General features: G+C 34.4%; 1 pseudogene. It reads right to left on the bottom strand.

The features are described from left to right. Positions 1 to 178: 178 nt before the first annotated feature. Positions 179 to 462: pseudogene (locus AC1DJR_RS33350) on the bottom strand (protein translocase subunit SecDF); the annotation flags it as partial.

The following is a 462-nucleotide window of genomic DNA, read 5'->3' as shown; positions in this document are numbered from 1 at the left end:
GGTGAAGGCTAATAATAAGTGGGGATGAACAAAACCCCCACTTATTAAAGTTTCACTTTATTTTAACAAAATCAGCGATAACATCACCACTTTATTCCATTTCATTCTTTCAAAAGTTGCTATCTTATTGTATCCACAAACGAAAAAAGAGATGCCTCATAATGAGACATCATCTTTTTTATACTTGCGGTTCAGGTTCTTCTTTCTCAACCTTCTTCTTGTTTTTTCCCCTTTTCAAACGACGGTTTTCAAGCATTAACCAAATTTGAGAAGCCACGAAAATAGAAGAGTACGTACCTACAACTAATCCAATTAATAATGCAAGCGAGAAGTTACGCAGTGATTCACTACCAAAAATAAGTAGTGCGATTACTGGGAATAACACTGTTAACACTGTATTAATTGAACGACCAATTGTTTGACGAATACTTGAGTTTACGATTTCTTCTAGGTCTTTTATGT

Source organism: Bacillus sp. 05T31 (assembly GCF_056396725.1).
The sequence above is the reverse complement of the archived record's forward strand: the minus strand, read 5'-3'. Positions and strand labels throughout refer to the sequence as shown.